Genomic DNA, 15,291 nt, shown 5'->3' on the forward strand with positions numbered 1-15,291 from the left:
GGCGCCGGCCGCGCAGCGTGCCGCCGCGATAATCGCCGCATGCAACACGCCGTGACCCACAGCGCGGCGGGCCGGGCGCCGGGCCGCCCCCCAGCCGGCCCGCCATCCCCTTGCCGGATCGCCCGACGCCTCCACCGGACGCAGCGCTGACATGCACCACCTGGTGCTCTCCTACGCCGGCGCGCTGACGCCGGCCGCCGCCCAGGCGGCGTCCACCCTCGCCCTGCCCCGGCTCGAACGCCTGCTGGCCCGGCTGAGCCCCACCCAGCGCGACGGCGGCGACGAGCTCTCGCTGACGCCACCGCACGAGCGGGCCTGGGCCGCCGCCGCCGGCTGGCCGGTCACCGACGGCCTGCTGCCGCTGGCCGCCGCCGCCGCGCAGCGCGACGGCCTGGCGATCGACGACGACCCGGCCGACGCGCCGCGCGGCTGGGGCCTGCTGTCGCCCACGCACTGGCACTTCGGCACCGAGCAGGCTTCGCTGATGGACCCCGCCGGCCTGGCCCTTGACGACGCCGACGCGCGCGAACTGTTCGATGCGCTGCTGCCGCTGTTCAACGACGAGGGCTGGGCCCTGCTGTGGGGCGCACCCACGCGCTGGTACCTGCGCCACGCCAGCCTGGCCGAGCTGCCCACGGCCTCGCTCGACCGCGTGGTCGGCCGCAACGTCGACCCCTGGCTCACCACGCACCCGCAGGCCCGGCCCTTTCGCCGCCGCCAGGCCGAGGCGCAGATGCTGCTGCACACCCATCCGGTGAACGCCCGGCGCGAGGCGCGCGGCAAGCTGCCGGTCAACTCGTTCTGGCTGTCGGGCACCGGCCGCGCGCTGGCCGGCACACCGCCGCCCGACTGGCAGTGCGACCACCGCCTGCGCGAACCCGCGCTGGCCGAGGACTGGGCCGCCTGGGCCGAGGCCTGGGGCCAGCTCGACGACGGCCCGCTGCGCGCCCTGCTGGCGCGTGCCGAGGCGGGCGAGGCGGTGGCGCTCACGCTGGCCGGCGAGCGCCAGGCGCAGCGCTACGAGGCGCTGCCGCGCGGCCTGATGAAGCGCTGGTTCGGCGCGCGGCGCGTGGCCGCGGCGCCACTGCTCGAAACCCTATGAACAACGAGACCACAAGCAACGCGGGCGCTCCGGGCGCAGGGCTGCAGCTGTTCGTGCGCGACGTGCCGCCGCGCGCGGCCTTTGCGCTCGAGCAGGCCGGCGTGCACCCGCTGCTGGCGCGGCTGTTTGCCGCCCGCGGCGTGCGCGGCACCGAAGCCCTGGACGACGGCCTGGCCCGGCTGCTGCCGCCGGCCACGCTGAAGGGCGCGGCCGAGGCCGCCGTGCTGCTGGCCGATGCCATTGCCGCGCAGCAGCGCCTGTGCATCGTGGCCGACTACGACTGCGATGGCGCCACCGCCTGCGCCGTGGCGCTGCGCGGCCTGGCCATGCTGGGCGCCGCGCCCGGGCAACTGCAGTACGTGGTGCCCGACCGCCAGATCCACGGCTACGGCCTCACGCCCGAGATCGTGGACCTGGCCATCGCCCAGCACCGGCCCGACGTGCTGGTCACGGTGGACAACGGCATCGCCAGCAGCGCCGGCGTGGCCCATGCCCGCGCCTGCGGCCTGAAGGTGCTGGTGACCGATCACCACCTGCCCGCCATCGACGAGCACGGTGCCGTGCAGTTGCCCGACGCCGATGTGATCGTCAACCCCAACCAGCCCGGCTGCGACTTTGCCAGCAAGGCCCTGGCCGGCGTGGGCGTGATGTTCTACGTGCTGCTGGCCACGCGCGCCGAGCTGCGCGCGCGCGGCGCCTTCGCGGCCGACAGCGGCGCCGGTGGCGCCGGTGGCGCCGGTGGCGACCAGGTTCGCCAGCCGCGCCTGGATGCGCTGCTGGACCTGGTGGCGCTGGGCACCGTGGCCGACGTGGTGCCGCTGGACGACAACAACCGCCGCCTGGTGGCCCAGGGCCTGAAGCGCCTGCGCGCCGGGCGCATGCAGCCGGGCGTGGCGGCGCTGTTCCAGGCCGCGGCACGCCAGCCGGCCCGCGCCTCGGCCTTCGACTTCGGCTTTGCGCTGGGCCCGCGCATCAACGCCGCCGGCCGCCTGGCCGACATGACGCTGGGCATCTCCTGCCTGCTCACCGACGACGCCGACACCGCGGCACGCCTGGCGCAGCAGCTCGATGCCATCAACCGCGAGCGCCGCGAGGTCGAGGCCGACATGCGCGTGGCCGCCGAGCTGCAGCTCGACCGCCTGCTGGCCGCGCCAGACCTCAGCACCGCCGTGCCGCCCGCGCTGGTGCTGTTTGACGACAGCTTCCACGAGGGCGTGGTGGGCATCGTGGCCGGGCGCCTGAAAGACCGCCTGCACCGCCCCACCTTCGTGCTGGCGCGCGGGCAGGACGGCTGGCTCAAGGGCTCGGGCCGCTCGATCGCCGGTTTTCACCTGCGCGATGCGCTCGATCTGGTCAGCAAGCGCCACCCCGGGGTGCTGAAGAAGTTCGGCGGCCACGCCATGGCCGCCGGCTGCACGCTGGCCGAAGACCAGGTGGCCACCTTTGCCCAGGCCCTGCGCCGGGTGGCGGCCGAATGGCTGCAGCCGGCGGCGCTGAACCGCAGCCTGGCCACCGACGGCCCGCTGGCCGCCGAGTGGTTCAACGCCCACACCGTGGGCACGCTCGAAGCCCAGGTCTGGGGCCAGGGCTTTCCGGCACCGGTGTTCTGCGACGAGGTCGAGGTGCTGCAGCAGCGCCTGGTGGGCGAGAAGCACCTGAAGCTGCGCGTGCGCACCGGCGGCCAGGCCGGCACGCTGCGCGACGCGATCTGGTTTGGCCACAGCGAGCCGCTGCCCGCCCGCGTGCGCCTGGCCTACCGCCTGAGCCTCGATGAATTCCAGGGGCAACAACGCATCCAGATGGTGGTAGAAGCAGCAACATGATGTTGCAGCACCGCCGTTCGATGCCCCACCCTGCCGGCCTGCCCGGCCTGATCCACCTGGCGCCCGGGCCCGGCCTGGCGCGCGCCCGCCGGCTGTTGCGCCGGGCCCGCCACGGTGCGGGGCTGCTGCTGGCCAACGGGCTGCTGGCGGCCGGCCTGCTGGGGGGCGCCAGCCCGGCAGCGCTGGCGCAAGCGCCCGCCAGCAGCCTGAAGGCTCAGCCGGTGGCCCACGGCCTGGTCAACCCCTGGGGCCTGGCCTTCCTGCCCGATGGCCGCATGCTGGTCACCGAGCGGCCGGGGCGCATGCGCATCGTGGCCGCCGACGGCAAGCTGGGCCCGCCGCTGCCCGGCCTGCCCACCGTGGTGGCCGAGGGCCAGGGCGGCCTGCTGGACGTGGTGCTCGACCCCCGGTTCGCCAGCAACCGCCTGGTCTACTGGAGCTACAGCGAAGGCGCCGACGACGGCGGCAACAGCACCGCCGTGGCCCGCGCCCGGCTCGACGGTGCGCCCGGCGCCGAGCGCCTGGCCGAGGTGCAGGTCATCTTCCGCCAGATGCCGCGCGTGGCCAGCCGGCTGCACTTCGGCTCGCGCCTGGCCTTCGGCCAGGACGGGCGCCTGTTCATCACGCTGGGCGACCGCTTCACGCGCAAGGACGACGCGCAGACGCTGGACAACACGCTGGGCAAGGTGGTGCGCATCGAGAGCGATGGCCGCATCCCCGCCGACAACCCCTATGCCGCGGCCAACGGCACGCCGCGGCCCGGCGTGCCGGCCAACGCCCGGCCCGAGATCTGGAGCCTGGGCCACCGCAATGTGCAGGGCGCGGCCGTGCACCCGGTGACCGGCGAGCTGTGGACCACCGAGCATGGCCCGCAGGGCGGCGACGAGCTCAACCTCACCCAGGCCGGCCGCAACCACGGCTGGCCGGTGATCACCTACGGCCGCAACTACGGCACCGGCACCAAGATCGGCGACGGCACCGAGCGCAACGACGTGGTGGCGCCGGTCTCGCACTGGCTGCCGGTGTCGATCGCGCCCAGCGGCATGGCCTTTCTGACCAGTGATCGCTACCCCGGCTGGAAGGGCAACCTGTTCATCGGCGCGCTGCGCGGCCAGGCCTTGCTGCGCCTGGAACTCGACGGCCACAAGCTGCTGCGCGAGGAGCGCCTGCTGCGCACGCTCAACGAACGCATCCGCGATGTGCGCCAGGGCCCCGACGGCTGGCTGTACGTGCTGACCGACAACCCCGACGGACGCATCCTGCGGCTGGTGCCATGAGTCACGGTCATGGACACGATCATGACCATGGGCACGACCATGGCCATGAACAGAACCATGACCATGACCATGACCACGCGCCTGGCCACGACCACGGCGAGCACAGCCACCTCGACGAGATGAGCCGCCGCGTGCGGGCACTCGAGTCGGTGCTCAGCGCCAAGGGCTACATCGACCCCGCCGCGCTCGATGTGCTGATCGACACCTACCAGACCCGCATCGGCCCGCGCAATGGCGCACGCGTGGTGGCCCGCGCCTGGGTCGACAGCAGCTACCGCGACTGGCTGCTGCGCGACGCCACCGCCGCCATCGGCGCGCTGGGCTACAGCGGCCGCCAGGGCGAGCACATGCTGGCGGTGGCCAATGGCCCGGGCCAGCACCACCTGGTGGTATGCACGCTGTGCAGCTGCTACCCCTGGCCGGTGCTGGGCCTGCCACCCACCTGGTACAAGAGCGCGCCCTACCGCGCCCGGGTGGTGAAAGACCCGCACGGCGTGCTGGCCGACTTTGGCGTCACGCTGCCCGCGGGCACCGCGGTGCGGGTGTGGGATTCGACCGCCGAGCTGCGCTACCTGGTGATTCCTGAACGGCCGGCCGGCACCGACGGCTGGAGCGAAGAACGGCTGGCCACCCTGGTGAGCCGCGACTCGATGATCGGCACCGGCCTGGCGCTCGCCCCCACCGACCCCACCGCGGCCCCCACACCCGCAGCGGCCCCCGCCCCGGCCCCCGCCAGATGAGCCAGCCCGGCCTGCCCTACACCAGCCATGCCGACCTGGGCGGCACGCCCGAGCGGCGCCCGGTGCAGCCCGAGCCCGAGGGCGAGCTCTGGCATGGCGAGTGGGAGCCGCGTGCGCTGGCCCTCACGCTGGCCATGGGGGCCACCGGGCAATGGAACATCGACCAGAGCCGCAGCGCCCGCGAAACCCTGCCCGACTACGCCAGGCTGAGCTACTACCAGATCTGGCTGGCCGCGCTGGCGCGGCTGCTGACTGAGCGCGGCCTGGCCACCGCCGACGAGCTGGCCAGCGGCACGCTGCAGCAGCCGCCGCGCCCGGTGGCCCGCGTGCTGGCGGCCGCCGATGTGGCCGCCGCGCTGGCCAAGGGCTCGCCCACCGCGCGCCCGGCCGCGGCCGGCACGCCGCCGCCGCGTTTTGCCGTGGGCGCACCGGTGTGCACCGTGGCCACAGCGCCGGCCCATCACAGCCGGGTGCCCGCTTATGCCCGCGGGCGGCGCGGCGTGGTTCACAGCGTGCACGGCCTGCATGTGTTTGCGCCCAGCCATGCCCAGGGCCTGGGCGAACAGGCGCAGTGGCTCTACACCGTGGTCTTCGACGGCCGCACGCTGTGGGGCGACGAGGCGCAGCCCGGCACCCAGGTGTCGATCGACGCCTGGGAATCCACGCTGGAGCCGGCATGACGCTGCCTGCCCAGCCCGAGGGCCAGGGCCACGGCGCTGCGGCCGAGGCCAGCGCCAGGCCGCCGGTCGACCTGGGGCTGTGCCCCGGCCTGCCGCTGGGCGGCGGCCGGGCCGATGCCGCCGCGGCCGAGCCGGTGTTTGCCGAACCCTGGCAGGCCCAGGCCTTTGCCATGACCCTGCAGCTGCACCGCCAGGGCCTGTTCAGCTGGCCCGAGTGGGCCGCGGCACTGGCCGCCGAGATCCGCCGCGCCCAGGCCGCCGGCGATGCCGACCTGGGCCACACCTACTACCACCACTGGCTGGCCGCGCTGGAGGGCCTGGTGAGTGCCAAGGGCGCCACCGATGCCGCCACGCTGGCCCGCCACGCCCAGGCCTGGGGCCATGCCGCCGAGCGCACGCCGCACGGCCAGCCGATCACGCTGCAGCCGGGCGACTTTCAGCGCGGCTGATCGCCGATCCAGCGCCACCACCACCAGGCGTCGAGTGACCAGCGCCCCGGCCCCCACAGCAGCAGGCCCAGCAGCAGGCTGCCCCAGAAGATGTGCAGGTTCAGGGCCGGCTCGGGCAGCTCGGGCAGGCTCAGCACCGCCACGGCATTGACCACCAGCAGGCCCAGCGCGGCGATGCGCCCGCCCAGGCCCAGCAGCAGCAGCACCGGCAGCACCAGCTCGCCGGCGGTGCCCAGCACGGCCGCCAGCGCCGGCGACAGCAGCGGCACGTGGTACTCGTGCTGAAACAGCGCCAGCGTGGTCTCCCAGTCACGCAGCTTGGTCAGCCCCGACAGAAAGAACACCTGCGCCACATGCCAGCGCGCGGCCAGCTGCGCCAGCGGCTGCAGTTGCAGCGCGGCGGCCTGCACTGCCGCCTGCAGGCGGCGCAGCGCGTCTGAACAAGCCACGCGGCGTGGCGGCGGGCGGGGGGTGTCAACGGCCATGCTCGGCTCCTGCGGCTGGGCTGGAATGGGGGGCGGGGGCCGGGTCCTGCACGGCGCTGATCCAGCCCTCGCGCAGCGCGCGCAGCAGCCAGGCTTCGAACGACCAGGCGGGCGTGTCGGGTGGCAGCGTGTCGACGGGCAAGTCGGGCCGCGCTTCGGGCGGCGTGGGGCCGGCCTGGGCCGCCACCGCCGCATCCAGTGCGGCCGCCAGCGGCTGGCCGGCCAGCACGGCCGCGGTGAAGGCGGCGTCGGCGGGGTCCAGCACCTGCACGGTGGCACGCCAGCCCTGGCGCATCAGCAGCACGGCCTCGGGCCGGCGCGCTGTGCAGGCCGGCGCGGCGCGGCCCGCGGCCGGCTGCTGCTGCGCGGCCAGCCACAGCCCGGCCACCGGCCAGGCCAGGCGCAGCAAGGCGCTGCCGGGCCGCAGCCGCAGGCACAGCGCCGGCGCATCGGGCGCTGCCAGACGCGCCAGGCCGGCGGGCGGGCCGTCGCCGCCATCGGCCGCGCGTTCGGCCTGGTGCACGGCCCATTCCAGCCGGGCCAGATCGGCCAGCCAGGGCCGCCCGGCCAGCGGTGGTGCGGCGTCCAGCAGCGCCGGCAGCAGCTCGCCCGGCGCCTGCCAGTCGTCCAGATCGCCGCGCTGCGGCGGCGCCCGGCGCCAGGCCTGGCGCGCCAGCACCGCCATGGCCTCGGGCCCCACGGCCCGGGCCAGCACCGGGCAGATGCCGCCCAGCACCCGCTCGGCCGAGGCCGCGGCGTTGGCGGCATAGGCCTGCAGGCCGCGCGCCACCTGGGCCGGCGTGCCCTGGCAGGCCTGGATCAGGGGCTCGGCCGCCCGCCGGCGCCACAGCACCTGCAGCAGCTGCTGCTGGCGCCGCGCCTCGGCGGCGTGGCCGTTGGCCGCGTCAGCGCTGGCGGCCGGTGTCAGGGCCATGGGGTTCATGCCGCGCTGGCCGCCGGCTGGGCGCTGGCCTGCCTGTCCGCCGGGGCAAGGTCGCGCTGCCAACGTGCTGCCTGCGTGGCTTCGTCCAGCAGCACCTCCAGCGCCGGCAGGTCGGTGTCCCACTCGATCAGCGTGGGCACGGTGCCCAGGCGGCGCAGCGCATGGGCATAGGCCGCCCACACCGGGGCGTGCACGCGGCTGCCGTGGTCGTCGATGACCAGATCGGGCGTGCACGCATAGCCGGCCAGGTGGATCTCGCCCACGCTGCCGGGCGCCAGTGCGTCGATGAAGGCGCTGGCCGTGGCCAGCGGCTCGGTGCCGGCGTTCAGGGCATTGACCACCAGGTTGTTCACATCCAGCAGCAGCTGGCAGCCGCTGCGCCGCACCAGCGCATTGAAGAACTCGGCCTCGGGCAGGGCCGGCGCGCTGCCGGGCGGCTGCGCCCAGCCGAGGTAGGCCGAGATGTTCTCCACCAGGATCGGCCGGCGCAGCCGCTCCTGCACACGCTGCACATTGGCCACCAGGATGTCGAGCGCCGCCGGCGTGAAGGCGATCGGCAGCAGATCGCTGCCATGCACCGGTGCCGCGCCCTCGGCCAGCGGCGCGCGGGCGAAGCTGGCATGGTCGCTCACCCGCAGCGGCTCGATGCGCTGCACCAGCGCCGCCAGGCGGTCGAGGTGCCAGTCGTCCAGCCCGGCGGCCGAGCCCAGGCCCAGGCCCACGCCGTGCAGGCTGACCGGGTAGGCCGCACGGCCCTCGGCCAGCACCGCCAGCGCCGCACCACCGTCGGCAAAGAAGTTCTCCGAGTGCACCTCGATGAACTGCAGCGCCGGGCGCTGCTGCAGCAGCGCGCGGTAGTGCGGCTGGCGCCAGCCGATGCCGATGTTCACTTCTTCGGCGCCATGGTCTTGCCGCCTTCCTTGGCGCAGGTGCCCTTGGCCACGTACTTCCATTCGTCGGGGGCGTTGTCGGTCTTGGCCTGGCCGGCGCAGCTGTGCGTGCCGCTGGCATTGGCGCAGTCGTTCTTGCCGGCCTTGGCGATGCCGTAGCACTTTTCCTTGTCGTTGGCGGCCGCCGGCATGGCGGCGCCGAGCGCCAGTGCGGAGGCCAGGGCGGACGAAAGCACGAGGTGGTGGTTCATGGTGACGAAACTCCAGCAGGGTTGAGGGATCGATGTGACGCTGTCGCGTCGGTGTGCACATCGGTCGACAGGGTGTTCGGGCACCCGTCGCGCAGTGTGTCGTGGCGGGGCCCTGAATCCTTACACTGCCCCCACCCCGAGCTTGCCAGGCCATGCGCTCCACCCACAACACCTCCGCCGCACCCGACCCGCAAGCCGAGAGCCCTGCCGCCTTTGGCCAGCGTGTGGAGGCGCTGCGGCCACAGCTGATGCGCTTTGCGCGCACCCAGCTGCGCAACGAGGCCTGGGCCGAAGACGCGGTGTCCGAGACGCTGCTGGCAGCGCTGGAGAAACCCGGCGCCTTTGCCGGCCAGTCGCAGCTCAAGACCTGGCTGGTGGGCGTACTCAAGCACAAGCTGATCGACCAGCTGCGCCGCCACCAGCGCGAGGCCACGGTGCTGGACGGCGACGATGCCGAAGACCTGGACGCGCTGCTGTTCGATGCCAGCGGCCACTGGCGCGAGCCGCCGCGCGACTGGGGCGACCCGGCCGCGGCGCTGGGCCAGCGCCAGTTCTTCGAGGTGCTCGAGGCCTGCTGCGAACACCTGCCGCCGGCCCAGGCGCGGGTGTTCATGATGCGCGAGTGGCTCGACCTGGAAACCGCCGAGATCTGCAAGGAACTGGCGATCACCTCGACCAACCTGTGGGTGCTGCTGCACCGTGCCCGGCTGCGCCTGCAGGCCTGCCTGCAGCAGCGCTGGTTCAACCCACCCGCCGCCCTGCGCCCGGCCTGAGCGCCGGCGGCCGATCCACCCGACGAAAGCGCCTGCCGAATGGCCTTGTTGCGAAGCTGCCGAGATGTCACCGCCCTGGTGCTGCAGGGCCACGACCGCCCGCTGCGCCCGCTCGAGCGCCTGTCGATGCGCCTGCACTGGCTGGTGTGCCCGGGTTGCCGCAACTTTCGCCGCCAGGCCCGCGTGATGGGCCGGGCGATGGATGGCTGGCGCCACTACCGCGGCCACAGCGACGAATAGGGGCCGCCCGGCGGCGGCGACGCGCAGCGCGGCTACATGCGCTCGTGCGCCACCACCGGCAGCTGGTGCTCGTGCGGCGGCAGCAGATCGCGGCCGGTGCTGGTGTCGATGAAGCGCAGGCGCAGCAGGTACTGGCCCTCGGGCAGGCTCAGCGTGCTCTGCGTGGCGCCGTTGGCCAGATCCAGGGTCTGCACCGTCCGGCCGCCCTTGAGCACCTGGGCCACGAAATGCCCGGTGCGTTCGATGCTTTGGCCCACCGCGCACACGCCGTAGCCATCCACCGTGAACTGCAGCGTGAACGGGCTGGTCACCGGCTCGTTGTCGCGCAGATTGGCCAGGCCCAGCCACTCGCCCGGGCCGCGCGGGCGGCTCACCTCGTCCTCGTACCAGGCCTCGCAGGTGGTGGCAAACCGCGTGGGGTCGATGCGCACCGGCTCGGCCGTGCGCGCGCCGGTGACGGTGATGCGGATCTCGGGGCTGAACACGTAATAGGGCTTGTGTTCATGGTCGGCAAACAGCAGGCGCAGCGTGTGCGGGCCGGGCGGCAGGTCGAACACGGCCGAGGTCTGGCCCTTGCCGAAATGGCGGTGCGTGTCGCTGAACGGGATCTTGTCGGTGGCATTGCCCGGCAGCGGCGTGTCGATCAGGATGTGGTGGTGGCCGGTGTTCTTCATCGGCTTGCCGGCCGGCGCCACGCCGACGCCGCGCACCGCAAAGTCCACCAGAAACGGCGAGCGCACCCGGTCGCCATGGCGCAGGTTGGCAAAGTCGACCGTGGTCACGCCCTTGGCATTGGGCCGCGTGCGATCACGGGTGTACTTGAGCCAGCAGCTGCGCTCGAGCTCGCTTTGCGGCAGTGGCAGCGCCTGGGCAGGCTGCGGCCAGGCCATCAACACCAGGCACAGCAGACACACCAGACGCCACCAGCCGACCCACCCGGCTGCGTGCAGCCCGCCGGCCAGGCCGCCGGCATGCACCCCGGCGGCCGGCCCCCAGGCCACTGCCGGCCGGCCCGCGCGCACACCCCGGCCGCGGGGCCCTGCCGAGTCGCCCTGCTGTTCTTGCGCATCCGATCGCATGCTGCTCACCTGCTGCCCACTTGCCGTCCAGTTTCGGCCGCGCAGCATAAGCGACCCAGGTTTCTGAAACTGACTGGGCCTGCACCCGGCAGACGATCAGCTCAGGCGGCCGCCCGGCGTGTGCAGTTCGTCAATGCCTGCGGCCAGCAGGCCGATGGCCAGGCCGATGCCCTGCACCTGCTCGGCCAGCGGCATGGCCCGGCCGGCCGGGTGGCGCGCCGCCTGCTCGGGCAGCGGCGGCAGGTGGATGAAACCCGCCGGCACCTTGGGCCGGCGCCGCAGGCCGTGCAGCAGGCCGTACATGAGCTCGTTGCAGACGAAGCTGCCGGCCGACAGCGACAGCTCGGCGCGCAGGCCCTCGGCCTGCAGCCGCGCGACGATGGCCTTGGCCGGCAGCCGCGTGGCCAGGCCGAATGGCGCACCGGGCAGCACCGGCACATCCACCGGCCGGGCTCCGGCGTTGTCGGCCATGCGCGCATCGACCAGGTTCAGCGCCACCCGCTCGACGCTGATCGCGCCGCGGTTGCCGGCCAGGCCGAGCGCGATCACGCCCGCTGGCCGCCAGCGGCGCAAGGCCTGCTGCAGCACCGCGCGCGACTGGCCGAACACGCAGGGCAGCTGCAGCGCCACCACGCGCCAGCCGCCGATCTGCTGGCCGGCCAGCGCGCGCGCCACCTCCCAGCTGGGGTTGATGCGCTCGCCGGCGAAGGGCTCGAAGCCGCTCAGCAGCAGGGTTGGGCGCGGCCGCGTCATGGCGCCTCGCCCCAGCCGCCGCCACCGGGCGTCTCGATCACGAACACGTCGCCCACCGCCATCGGCACCGAGCCGATGTGGGCCAGCGCCTGCACCGTGCCATCGGCCCGCTCCACCCGGTTGATGCCGGGCGCGCCGGGCGCCCCGCCGGCCAGGCCGAAGGCCGGGTGCACGCGGCCGTTGCTGAGGATGCTGGCGGTCATCGGCGCCAGAAAGCGCACACGCCGCACGCCGCCATCGCCGCCCTGCCAGCGCCCGGCACCGCCCGAGCCGCGGCGGATGGCAAAGCCCTCCAGCCGCACCGGAAAGCGCCATTCCAGCACCTCGGGGTCGGTCAGGCGCGAGTTGGTCATGTGGGTCTGCACCACCGAGCTGCCGTCGAAGCCGCCCACCACCCGGCCCTGGGCATCGGTGATCACGCCGGCACCGGCCCCGCCGGCCACGGTCTCGTAGTACTGGTGCGTGGCGTCGCCGAAGGTGAAGTTGTTCATCGTCGGCTGGGCCGAGGCCAGCAGGCCCAAGGCGCCGAACAGCGCATTGGTGACGCAGGTGCTGGTCTCGACGTTGCCGGCCACCACCGCGGCCGGTGGCAGCGGGTTGAGCATGCTGCCGGCGGGCACCACGATCTTCAGCGGTTTCAGGCAGCCGGCGTTGAGCGGGATGTCGTCGTCGACCAGGGTGCGAAACACGTACAGCACGGCGGCCATGGTCACGGCCTTGGGCGCGTTGAAGTTGTTGCCCAGCTGGGCACTGGTGCCGGTGAAGTCGATCGTGGCCTCGCGCGCCGCGGCGTCCACCGTGACCGCCACCTGGATGCGCGCGCCGTTGTCCAGCGGCAGCGAGAAGCGGCCGTCCTGCAGCGTGTGGATCACGCGGCGCACCGAGGCCTCGGCGTTGTCCTGCACATGGCCCATGTAGGCCACCACGGTGTCGCGGCCGTGCTGCGCCACCATGGCCTGGAGCTCCTGCACACCCTTCTCGTTGGCGGCGATCTGGGCGCGCAGGTCGGCCAGGGTCTGGTCGGGGTTGCGGGCCGGCCAGGGGCCGGCGCACAGCAGCGCACGCAGTTCGGCCTCGCGCAGCCGGCCGTCGCGCACCAGCAGCAGGTTGTCGAGCAGCACGCCCTCCTCGGCGATGGTGGTGCTGAACGGTGGCACCGAGCCCGGCGTGATGCCGCCGATGTCGGCATGGTGGCCGCGGCTGGCCACGTAGAACGCGGGTTGGGCTTCGACGCCAGTGCCGCCGGCCCGTGGCGCCAGGTAGACCGGGGTGACCACGGTCACGTCGGGCAGGTGGGTGCCGCCGTGGTAGGGGTCGTTGAGCACATACACGTCGCCCGGCTGCATGGCCGGGTTGCGCTCGATCACGGTGCGGATGCTCTCGCTCATCGAGCCCAGGTGCACCGGCATGTGCGGCGCATTGGCGATCAGCTGGCCCCGGGCATCGAACAGCGCGCAGCTGAAGTCGAGCCGCTCCTTGATGTTGACCGAGTGCGCGGTGTTCTGCAGCCGCAGGCCCATCTGCTCGGCGATGTTCATGAACAGGTGGTTGAACACCTCCAGCATCACCGGATCGACCGTGGTGCCCAGCGCATGCGCCGTGGCACGCGCCGCCACGCGCTGCAGCCGCAGCTCGCCGCCGCGGCCCACGCGGGCCTGCCAGCCGGGCTCGAGCACGGTGGTGGCGTTGCGCTCGGCCAGCACCGCCGGGCCGTCGATGCAGGCCCCCGCCGGCAAGGCCTCGCGCTGGTACAGGCCGGCCTCGCGCCAGGCCTCGCCCGGGCCGTCGTCGGCCGCCACGTACATGCGCACCCGGGCCAGCGGTGCGGGCCGGCTGGGCGCGGCGTCGCCGGCCACGTCCGTGGCTTCGTCCGTGGCTTTGTCCGTGGCGCCAGCCATCGCGCCGCCCGTGGCGCCGTCAGCGCTGTCACCAGACGCCGGCAGCGCGAGGCCGGCGCCCACCGTCTCGGCGGCGCCGATGGCCTCGACCGTGGCCGCCTCGATGACCAGCGCCCGGTCGGGCATCAGGAACGCGAAGCGCTGGCGGTAGGCGGCCTCGAAGGCGCTGCGCAGCGCCGGCAGCGCGGTGGCCTCGTGCAGCGGCACGGCCAGTGCGGTGTCGGTGCCCTGGTAGCGCAGCAGCAGGCGCTGCTGCAGCCGGATGCGCGCGGCCGGCACGCCCTGGCCAGCCACCTCGGCGCAGGCGGCCTCGCCCAGCTGCACCAGCTGCGCGCGGGCCGCGGCCAGGCCGTCAGCGTCGAGCGGGCGCTCCACCGAGGCCTCGCGCATCGCGATCTGGTCGGCCAGACCCATGCCGTAGGCACTGAGCACGCCGGCCAGCGGATGGATCAGCACCTGGCGCATGCCCAAGGCGTCGGCCACGGCGCAGGCATGCTGGCCGCCGGCGCCGCCAAAGCACTGCAGCGTGTAGCCGGTGACGTCGTAGCCGCGCGCCACCGAGATGCGCTTGATGGCGTTGGCCATGCCGGCCACCGCGATGCGCAGCGCGCCGGCGGCCAGGCCCTCGGGCGTGGTGGCGCGGCCGGTGGCGGCCTGCACCTGGGCGGCCAGCGCGGCAAAGCCCTGCACCACCACCTCGCGGTCGAGCGGCTGGTCGGCGCTGGCGCCGAACACCGCCGGAAAGTGCGCCGGCTGCACGCGGCCGAGCATCACGTTGGCATCGGTCACGGCCAGCGGGCCGCCGCGGCGGTAGCAGGCCGGGCCGGGCTTGGCCCCGGCCGATTCGGGGCCCACGCGCAGGCGCGCGCCATCAAAGGCAATGATCGAGCCGCCGCCGGCCGCCACGGTGTGGATGCTCATCATCGGCGCGCGCATGCGCACGCCGGCCACCTCGGTGTCGAAGGCGCGCTCGAACTCGCCGGCGTAGTGGCTCACGTCGGTGGAAGTGCCGCCCATGTCGAAGCCGATGATCCGCACCGGCGGGCCGGCCGGATCGGGCGCCAGGGCCTGGGCGGTGCGCACCATGCCGACGATGCCGCCAGCCGGGCCCGACAGGATGGCGTCCTTGCCCTGGAAGCGCCGGGCCTCGGTGAGCCCGCCCGAGCTCTGCATGAAATACAGCGGCACGCCGGGCATCTGCTGCGCCACCTGCTCGACATAGCGGCGCAGGATGGGCGAGAGATAGGCATCCACCACCGTGGTGTCGCCACGCGGCACCAGCTTGAGCAGCGGGCTCACCTGGTGGCTGATGCTGACCTGGCTGAAGCCGAGCTCGCGCGCCAGCGCGCCGGCCTGGGCCTCGTGCGCGCCATGCCGCCAGCCGTGCATGAACACCACCGCACAGGCGCGGATGCCGGCATCGAACGCGGCCTGCAGCGCCGGGCGCAGCGTGGCCTCGGCCAACGGCCGCACCACCGCACCATCGGCACCGATGCGCTCGTCGGCCTCGACCACGCGCTCGTACAGCAGCTCGGGCAGCAGGATGCGGCGGTCAAACAGACGCGGCCGGTTCTGGTAGGCGATGCGCAGCGCATCGGCAAAGCCGCGCGTGGTGACCAGCAGGGTGCGGTCGCCCTTGCGCTCGAGCAGCGCATTGGTGGCCACCGTGGTGCCCATCTTCACGCAGGCCACGCGCTCGGGCGTGATGGCCTCGTGCGCGGCCAGGCCCAGCAGGCGGCGGATGCCCGCCACCGCGGCATCGGCGTACTGCTCGGGGTTCTCGCTGAGCAGCTTGGCCGTGGCCAGCGTGCCATCGGGGCGGCGCGCGACGATGTCGGTGAAGGTGCCGCCGCGGTCGATCCAGAACTGCCAGCGGTCCAGGGGCTTGGTCATCGGGGGGCGTCCTTG

15 protein-coding genes are annotated in these 15,291 nt (G+C 73.9%); 8 read left to right on the forward strand and 7 right to left on the reverse strand.

Features of this window, described 5'->3' with window-relative positions; all coding sequences use genetic code 11:
• Positions 1-151 precede the first annotated feature (151 nt).
• The 6 genes from N4G63_RS18310 (at position 152) to N4G63_RS18335 (ending at position 6,071) form a co-directional block, all read left to right on the forward strand.
• Positions 152-1,102 (forward strand): hypothetical protein, encoded by a 951-nt coding sequence (locus N4G63_RS18310; protein WP_314600033.1) that lies wholly within the window; start codon positions 152-154, stop codon positions 1,100-1,102.
• Positions 1,099-2,925: a single-stranded-DNA-specific exonuclease RecJ gene (recJ, locus tag N4G63_RS18315; RefSeq protein ID WP_314600034.1), complete on the forward strand. Its 1,827-nt coding sequence runs from the start codon at positions 1,099-1,101 to the stop codon at positions 2,923-2,925. Before N4G63_RS18310 ends, recJ begins: the two co-directional genes overlap by 4 nt.
• A 20-nt stretch (positions 2,926-2,945) precedes the next feature.
• Positions 2,946-4,202: a PQQ-dependent sugar dehydrogenase gene (locus tag N4G63_RS18320; protein ID WP_260787410.1), complete on the forward strand. Its 1,257-nt coding sequence runs from the start codon at positions 2,946-2,948 to the stop codon at positions 4,200-4,202.
• Positions 4,203-4,321: 119 nt separating this feature from the next.
• Positions 4,322-4,942, forward strand: a complete 621-nt coding sequence (gene nthA, locus N4G63_RS18325) for a nitrile hydratase subunit alpha (RefSeq protein WP_260787409.1) — start codon at positions 4,322-4,324, stop codon at positions 4,940-4,942.
• Entirely contained in the window at positions 4,939-5,622 is a 684-nt protein-coding gene (nthB, locus tag N4G63_RS18330) for a nitrile hydratase subunit beta (RefSeq protein WP_260787408.1), read from the forward strand. The genes nthA and nthB overlap by 4 nt, the downstream gene beginning before the upstream one ends.
• Positions 5,619-6,071 (forward strand): nitrile hydratase accessory protein, encoded by a 453-nt coding sequence (locus N4G63_RS18335; RefSeq protein WP_260787407.1) that lies wholly within the window; start codon positions 5,619-5,621, stop codon positions 6,069-6,071. Before nthB ends, N4G63_RS18335 begins: the two co-directional genes overlap by 4 nt.
• Here the strand turns inward: N4G63_RS18335 and N4G63_RS18340 are convergent.
• From N4G63_RS18340 to N4G63_RS18355, 4 genes are read right to left on the reverse strand one after another with little or no spacing between them, the layout of a single operon-like run.
• Positions 6,059-6,556: a DoxX family protein gene (locus N4G63_RS18340; protein WP_314600035.1), complete on the reverse strand. Its 498-nt coding sequence runs from the start codon at positions 6,554-6,556 to the stop codon at positions 6,059-6,061. The two genes, N4G63_RS18335 and N4G63_RS18340, sit on opposite strands and share 13 nt — an antisense overlap.
• Entirely contained in the window at positions 6,546-7,499 is a 954-nt protein-coding gene (locus N4G63_RS18345; protein WP_314600036.1) for an HvfC/BufC family peptide modification chaperone, read from the reverse strand. The genes N4G63_RS18340 and N4G63_RS18345 overlap by 11 nt, the downstream gene beginning before the upstream one ends.
• Entirely contained in the window at positions 7,496-8,389 is an 894-nt protein-coding gene (locus tag N4G63_RS18350; protein WP_260787404.1) for an MbnB/TglH/ChrH family RiPP precursor modification enzyme, read from the reverse strand. The genes N4G63_RS18345 and N4G63_RS18350 overlap by 4 nt, the downstream gene beginning before the upstream one ends.
• Positions 8,386-8,640, reverse strand: a complete 255-nt coding sequence (locus N4G63_RS18355; protein WP_260787403.1) for a BufA1 family periplasmic bufferin-type metallophore — start codon at positions 8,638-8,640, stop codon at positions 8,386-8,388. Before N4G63_RS18355 ends, N4G63_RS18350 begins: the two co-directional genes overlap by 4 nt.
• A gap of 152 nt (positions 8,641-8,792) precedes the next feature.
• On the opposite strand from N4G63_RS18355, the gene N4G63_RS18360 reads away from it, so the two are divergent.
• A complete protein-coding gene (locus N4G63_RS18360) occupies positions 8,793-9,413 on the forward strand; it encodes a sigma-70 family RNA polymerase sigma factor (RefSeq protein ID WP_260787402.1) in 621 nt (206 codons plus the stop codon).
• A 39-nt stretch (positions 9,414-9,452) separates the two neighbouring features.
• Positions 9,453-9,653, forward strand: a complete 201-nt coding sequence (locus tag N4G63_RS18365; protein ID WP_260787401.1) for an anti-sigma factor family protein — start codon at positions 9,453-9,455, stop codon at positions 9,651-9,653.
• Between the two features lie 32 nt (positions 9,654-9,685).
• On the opposite strand, the gene N4G63_RS18370 is transcribed toward N4G63_RS18365, so the two are convergent.
• From N4G63_RS18370 to N4G63_RS18380, 3 genes are all read right to left on the reverse strand, one after another.
• A complete protein-coding gene (locus N4G63_RS18370) occupies positions 9,686-10,567 on the reverse strand; it encodes a DUF4399 domain-containing protein (RefSeq protein WP_260787400.1) in 882 nt (293 codons plus the stop codon).
• A 261-nt stretch (positions 10,568-10,828) separates the two neighbouring features.
• Positions 10,829-11,485, reverse strand: a complete 657-nt coding sequence (locus N4G63_RS18375; protein ID WP_260787399.1) for a pyroglutamyl-peptidase I — start codon at positions 11,483-11,485, stop codon at positions 10,829-10,831.
• Positions 11,482-15,276: a hydantoinase B/oxoprolinase family protein gene (locus N4G63_RS18380; RefSeq protein WP_260787398.1), complete on the reverse strand. Its 3,795-nt coding sequence runs from the start codon at positions 15,274-15,276 to the stop codon at positions 11,482-11,484. The genes N4G63_RS18375 and N4G63_RS18380 overlap by 4 nt, the downstream gene beginning before the upstream one ends.
• Positions 15,277-15,291 lie beyond the last annotated feature (15 nt).

The sequence above is a fragment of the Aquabacterium sp. OR-4 genome (assembly GCF_025290835.2).
GTDB lineage: Bacteria > Pseudomonadota > Gammaproteobacteria > Burkholderiales > Burkholderiaceae_C > Pseudaquabacterium.

Coding starts and splice junctions, on each gene's coding strand:
- N4G63_RS18335 (WP_260787407.1), top strand. CDS start 5,619: ATGACGCTGCCTGCCCAGCCCGAGGGCCAGGGCCACGGCGCTGCGGCC.
- nthB (WP_260787408.1), top strand. CDS start 4,939: ATGAGCCAGCCCGGCCTGCCCTACACCAGCCATGCCGACCTGGGCGGC.
- N4G63_RS18345 (WP_314600036.1), bottom strand. CDS start 7,499: ATGAACCCCATGGCCCTGACACCGGCCGCCAGCGCTGACGCGGCCAAC.
- N4G63_RS18320 (WP_260787410.1), top strand. CDS start 2,946: ATGCCCCACCCTGCCGGCCTGCCCGGCCTGATCCACCTGGCGCCCGGG.
- N4G63_RS18340 (WP_314600035.1), bottom strand. CDS start 6,556: ATGGCCGTTGACACCCCCCGCCCGCCGCCACGCCGCGTGGCTTGTTCA.
- N4G63_RS18375 (WP_260787399.1), bottom strand. CDS start 11,485: ATGACGCGGCCGCGCCCAACCCTGCTGCTGAGCGGCTTCGAGCCCTTC.
- N4G63_RS18365 (WP_260787401.1), top strand. CDS start 9,453: ATGGCCTTGTTGCGAAGCTGCCGAGATGTCACCGCCCTGGTGCTGCAG.
- nthA (WP_260787409.1), top strand. CDS start 4,322: ATGAGCCGCCGCGTGCGGGCACTCGAGTCGGTGCTCAGCGCCAAGGGC.
- N4G63_RS18355 (WP_260787403.1), bottom strand. CDS start 8,640: ATGAACCACCACCTCGTGCTTTCGTCCGCCCTGGCCTCCGCACTGGCG.
- N4G63_RS18380 (WP_260787398.1), bottom strand. CDS start 15,276: ATGACCAAGCCCCTGGACCGCTGGCAGTTCTGGATCGACCGCGGCGGC.
- N4G63_RS18360 (WP_260787402.1), top strand. CDS start 8,793: ATGCGCTCCACCCACAACACCTCCGCCGCACCCGACCCGCAAGCCGAG.
- recJ (WP_314600034.1), top strand. CDS start 1,099: ATGAACAACGAGACCACAAGCAACGCGGGCGCTCCGGGCGCAGGGCTG.
- N4G63_RS18310 (WP_314600033.1), top strand. CDS start 152: ATGCACCACCTGGTGCTCTCCTACGCCGGCGCGCTGACGCCGGCCGCC.